This is a genomic window from Sphaerospermopsis kisseleviana CS-549, assembly GCF_028329225.1.
GTDB classification, from domain to species: Bacteria; Cyanobacteriota; Cyanobacteriia; order Cyanobacteriales; family Nostocaceae; genus Sphaerospermopsis; species Sphaerospermopsis kisseleviana.
In genome coordinates this window covers 1-4,966 of record NZ_JAQMTI010000215.1, presented here as the reverse complement: position 1 = coordinate 4,966, position 4,966 = coordinate 1, and the positions used below count along the sequence as shown (strand labels likewise).

Annotated in this window: 3 protein-coding genes; 2 read left to right on the top strand and 1 reads right to left on the bottom strand. The window is 36.5% G+C overall.

Annotated features, from left to right (window positions below):
* Positions 1-564: 564 nt before the first annotated feature.
* Together PN497_RS17305 and PN497_RS17300 are read left to right on the top strand one after the other, a co-directional pair.
* Positions 565-2,361, top strand: a complete 1,797-nt coding sequence (locus PN497_RS17305; protein WP_096569875.1) for a bifunctional serine/threonine-protein kinase/formylglycine-generating enzyme family protein — start codon at positions 565-567, stop codon at positions 2,359-2,361.
* A gap of 334 nt (positions 2,362-2,695) precedes the next feature.
* Positions 2,696-3,178, top strand: a complete 483-nt coding sequence (locus PN497_RS17300; protein ID WP_096569873.1) for a DUF29 domain-containing protein — start codon at positions 2,696-2,698, stop codon at positions 3,176-3,178.
* On the opposite strand, the gene PN497_RS17295 is transcribed toward PN497_RS17300, so the two are convergent.
* Positions 3,175-4,629 (bottom strand): FAD-dependent oxidoreductase, encoded by a 1,455-nt coding sequence (locus PN497_RS17295; RefSeq protein ID WP_096569871.1) that lies wholly within the window; start codon positions 4,627-4,629, stop codon positions 3,175-3,177. The genes PN497_RS17300 and PN497_RS17295 overlap by 4 nt on opposite strands.
* Positions 4,630-4,966: the final 337 nt, after the last annotated feature.

Here is a 4,966-nt window from a genome sequence, read left to right as displayed (position 1 = left end):
TTCAACATCCCATCTTTGCAAGGTCTTGACTGAAACTCCGATTTTTTTAGCAAATTCATGAGGTTTAAACATAAAGTCACTCTTATGTTTGTCTATGAGTGTACAGGTTTGTCTATTAAATTGTCAACTTAGGACAAGCTCACGCAGAGGCGCAGAGTCGCAGAGGAGGAGGAAGGGAGTTTTTCAGAAAGTTGTCGTTGAGTCTTGACAAGATTTTTATGGTGTTGTAGGATTATGTTATGAGTGGAAAAGAGTGCGCCCATATATAACGGGTTGGGAAAAACTCAAGTTTGATTTTTCAAGAGAATGAACCACGAAGAACACGAAGAACACGAAGGTAAGAGAGTTTGAGAGAGTTTTTCTGTGAGTCTGGGAATTTGGCGATCGCATCCTCTACATCCTTTAATCCTGAAAATCCTGATTCTGACAAAAAAAATCCCAAATTCCCAAAAACCATCATTAAATAACATCCTGAAAATCCTTTAATCCTGGACATCCTGATTCAGACAAAAAAAGCTACACTATATATAGTAAAAACTCATAGCATCACCAGGTGAGGGGAAGATGGCATTTTTCACCCCAGGACAAAAAATCAAACGCGGACAATATGAGATCATTGAAATCCTGGGACAAGGTGGGTTTGGTGTCACCTATCTTGCAAAAGATGATAAACGTAAAACCCAAGTCGCTATCAAAAGTCTCAATGTCTTGTTTTTACAACAACGTTATCGAGACAAACGTGGAAACTCAGAAGGTTTTGCAGAATTTTTAGCAGAGGAACGAGGTAAGTTTAATACCGAAGCGATAAAGTTAGCGACTTTTGATCATCCCCACATCGTCAAGGTTTATCCAGAACTATTTGAAGAAAATGGTTTACCTTGTATGGTAATGGAATATATTAAAGGTAAAAACTTAGAACAATATTTATGGTCAAATGGTGTTTTTAGTGAAAGTGCGGGTTTAGCAATTATCCAACAAATAGGATCTGCACTAGATTATATTCATGGTCGCAATTATTTACATCGAGATATTAAACCTGCCAACATTTTACTCCGAGAATCAGACAAAAAAGCCATATTAATTGATTTCGGGTTAGCGCGGGAAGTCAACTTTGCAGAAAGCATGAGTTTAACAAATGCGAAAACTCCCGTTTTTGCACCACCAGAACAGTTTGAAAACCGCAGTAACTTCACTCCTGCATTAGATATTTATTCCCTCGCTGCTACATTATATGTAATTATCGCGGTTCAAGAACCACCTTTCATCCCTCTACCTAGTCCTTATCTCAATGCGAAGATTATGCTAGATTTGAAAATGGCTATTGAACCACCAAAAAAATCTCATCCTCACATTAGTGATCAGGTAAATAATGCTATTCTCAAGGGGATGGCGTTAGATTATCGTCAACGTCCCCAGTCTATCAAAGAATGGTTTATTGATTTAGGCATTCAAACAGAAACACCAAAACAACAACCAAAACAACAACAAAATAATAATTTTCTCAAAACCTTCACCTTTGAAGTTGTCACCACCAACCGCAAAGGAGAAATAATACAACGACGCAACCACTCCGCAAGATATTTTGTAGAAGACTTGGGAAATGGGGTGATGTTGGAAATGGTGGAAATACCCGCAGGAACTTTTATCATGGGTTCACCGGAAAATGAACAAGGAAGAAGTAATGATGAAGGTCCTCAACATCAAGTTTCTGTTCCCAGTTTCTTTATGGGTAAATATCCCTTGACCCAAGCACAATATCAAGCTATCATGGGAAAGAATCCATCTGACTTCAAAGGTAGTAATGGTTCGACTTTGGTTCGACTTCGCTCACCAACCACGCTCACCAAACACCGACCTGTTGAAACAGTAAGTTGGAATGATGCGGTTACATTTTGCCAAAAGTTAAGCCAAAAAACAGGTAAAAACTATAAGTTGCCCAGTGAAGCACAATGGGAGTATGCTTGTAGGGCGGGAACAACTACACCTTTTTATTTTGGTGCAAGTATTACCCCAGATTTGGTAAACTATGATGGTAACTATACCTACGCTGATGCACCGAAAGGTAAATATCGAGAACAAACCACTGATGTAGGTTCTTTTCCCCCTAATGCTTTTGGTTTGTATGATATGCACGGTAATGTCTGGGAGTGGTGTGAAGATGACTGGCAGGAAAATTATATAAATGCGCCTGTAGATGGTATTGCATTGATTAATCGAGGCGAATATAAGCTGCTGCGCGGTGGTTCTTGGTACTTCAATCCTGTTGTTTGCCGTTCGGCGCGTCGCGGCTTTTTTGTTGCGGGCTTCGCCTTCAACTACGGCGGTTTTCGTGTTGTGTGTGGTGCTGCGTGGACTTGGTAGCACTTTATACTTTTGCCCTTTTGCCCTCTACCCTTCTTTCCTTTTCCCTTTTCTATCGCCTTCGGCGATCAATTTTTTTCAGAAAAATAGATGTGTGTTTTTTGTGGAAGTTGTGTTTTGAGAATCTGAGAATTTGAAAATACGTTATATATGGGCGCACTCTTTTCCACCCATAACATAAGGATAATAGAAGTTATGATTTTTGTCAAGGGTTTAGATCCCCGACTTCTGTAGTAAATTTATGATTTGATGAGAAAATATTGGTAGAAGTCGGGGATCTGGAGATTCAGACAGAAAATGTTAAAATTACTGTATATTGCTTTAGGGTTCAGGTATGACAAACAAGACATTATTAACTATTCAACCTAACCTGTATGAAGAAGATTATTATTTGTGGATAGAAACCACTCTCAAACAAATACAAAATCAAGATATTGAAAATTTAGATTGGCAACATTTAGCAGAAGAGATTGAAGCTTTGGGAATTGAACAAAGACGAAAAGTAGAAAGTTACCTGAAGCAGTTATTAATTCATCTTCTGCTGTATTGTTATTGGGAAAGTGAACGAGAATTTTGTCAGCGCGGTTGGAAAAATGAAATTGCTAATTTCCGAGATGAGTTAGAATTTTCTTGTCGTTCAAAAACACTATATAATTATTTTTTGGGTTGTTTAGATGCTGTTTATCTCAAAGCGAAAAGACAAGCAATTAATAAAACAGGTTTACCAAGTGCAACTTTTCCTGAACAATGTCCTTTTACTCCTGAAGAAATTTTAAATAGTGATTATTTTCCTGATTCAGACAAAAACGAGAATTAACTATAATTTATCATCATCAAAATACCCAATATTATCAATCCTGCTAAAATTGATAAATTCCGAGTAGTTCTATTGCTTTTATGCAATATTTCCCAATACGATAACTCATGATTTTGAATCAATAAAAAGCAATGAGGAGAAAATAAAAACGGAAATAACCGATTTAAAAGTAACCGCAAAAAGAAATTAATACTCCATAATCTTTTTTGTACTTGATCCTGATTATACTGCCAAGGATAACCAATTTGTACTAAACGAATTAAAGCTTTAATATCCAGTTCACGTAAGTTTTGATAACGTGGAAGTGCAGCAGTAAGATTATCTTGAGTTTCTTGTAAAATTTCCTGGAAAATATAAATATCTTCCAATGCAGAATTAACACCTTGTCCAATATCAGGGGGGAAACAATGCACCGCATCCCCTAATAAAATTACTGCTGTTCCTTGGTTATCTTCGGGTTTGCCAAAAATTTGATATAGTCCTGAACAATATTGAGGAACAGGAAATTTACCACCTTCACTAAATGTAAATCTGGCAATTTCTTCAGAAGAGATGATTTTTTCTACAGGAAGTTGGGGAAATGCTTGTTTAAAAAATTCCTCAACTTCTACTGGTGTTGATAATTGCCAAATTTGATGGTTTGGGTAGGTAATAATATTCGCTGTTCTGGGTTGTTGGGGATTTTTGAAAGGTAATAAACCTAAAGAAATTGCTTTTTTAGGTTCTTTAAAACTTGACCGAATCGCATAAGCCATTGTAGATTGTGATAAATCCCCCTCTGTTTCTGATAAGGGAAATTGAGGAGGTAAGGTCAAAACTTTGTATTTTAACCCAGCACTAGGAGAAGGAAATTTTTGCATTTCAAATAAATTTGATTCTCCTGATATTTCAGACAATGTTTTTCTGACAATGGAATTTAAACCATCACAACCTAAGATTAAATTAGGAACAAAAGATACTGGTTCTTGATTTTGAGATTTGGTAATAACTTCTAACTGTTCTGAATTTTGCGAATGGGGTTTAATTTCTACACATTCAGTTTTAAATAAAACTTGAATTTTATCTTGCCAATTTTGCTGAATTTCTTGGTAAAGTAATTCTACAAAAGCTGCTCTAGGTAGCCAATAAGCTGTTTTGCGTTTAGAATCAGCAATAGGTAGTTTTGTGGTTTTACGTGTACCGTCTTTTTGAATGACAGTTAAGTAAAATTCAGTATTAGGAACACTTAAATCCGCAAGTTTATCAGTTATTCCTAAAAAATCTGTTAATTTTTGTCCTCTTCCATCAATTTGATAATTAAATGATTTATCGGGTTCATAATAATCTGCTGATGGTCGTTTTTCAATGACTGTAATATTTTTCCAGCCTCGTTTAGCTAACATTAACGCTGCACCTAATCCCCCAGGACCACCACCGATAATAATAACGTTTTGTTTGTGAGAATTATTCATTAGACCTCTCCAAAATAGAATTTAGTAATTTGTCATAAGTTGTAGGGGCGAAGCTTATGGGTGATAATTTGACAGAAAAATCAGACATCTCTAGATATCCCATAAGCTTCGCCCTGCCCCCATAAATAAGTTCCATAATTTCTTTTCTGGAGAAGTCTATTGTATTTAGGGGTTGCTGAGAAAGTCTTTCCGTGATGGCATAGGAGTCAGGAGTCAGGAGTCAGGAGTCAGGAGGAGATTTGAAAATTTCTTTGCCATCTCTTGAAATCCCCAAAAATGCACACTTTTTCCGGTATACCCTTCAAAACCCTTGCACTAATTTCTGTGTTTATCAGCC

Bases quoted from the DNA above. Each gene is read 5' to 3' on its own strand.
- PN497_RS17305 (WP_096569875.1), top strand. From the start codon at position 565: ATGGCATTTTTCACCCCAGGACAAAAAATCAAACGCGGACAATATGAG.
- PN497_RS17300 (WP_096569873.1), top strand. From the start codon at position 2,696: ATGACAAACAAGACATTATTAACTATTCAACCTAACCTGTATGAAGAA.
- PN497_RS17295 (WP_096569871.1), bottom strand. From the start codon at position 4,629: ATGAATAATTCTCACAAACAAAACGTTATTATTATCGGTGGTGGTCCT.